The sequence below is a fragment of the Streptomyces sp. BE20 genome (assembly GCF_036322525.1).
In the GTDB taxonomy this organism is placed as follows: domain Bacteria; phylum Actinomycetota; class Actinomycetes; order Streptomycetales; family Streptomycetaceae; genus Kitasatospora.
The window spans coordinates 1-321 of record NZ_JAQYWW010000923.1; the positions used below are offsets into that span (position 1 = coordinate 1).

Sequence of the window (321 nt, forward strand, 5' to 3'; positions counted from 1 at the left end):
CTGCACCGTCACCTTCCCCATGGTCGCCCGGGCTCTCGCCGACGGCGACCTCACCGCCGCCCGAGACCGCGACGAGAAGGACATGGGCCAGGCCGCCGCCGACGTCCTGCTCGGCACCGCCTTCCACCTCGACTGCGCGCACGCGCTGGTCGCGCACCTCTGCGGGCCCCTATCCTTCGTCCACCGGTACGCCGCCTACCCCGCCGCCGCTCTGGCGTTCGTGCTGGGGGTCTCCGTCGTCGGCGGGCTGCTCGCCTCCCCCCGGTTCGGCGCCCCGGGCCTGGCGGCCCGGTACGCGGTCGGCATCACCGCCACCGCGGC

1 pseudogene is annotated in these 321 nt (G+C 76.3%); it reads left to right on the forward strand.

From position 1 onward, the window contains the following. Positions 1–321: pseudogene (locus PUR61_RS21350) on the forward strand (hypothetical protein); the annotation flags it as partial.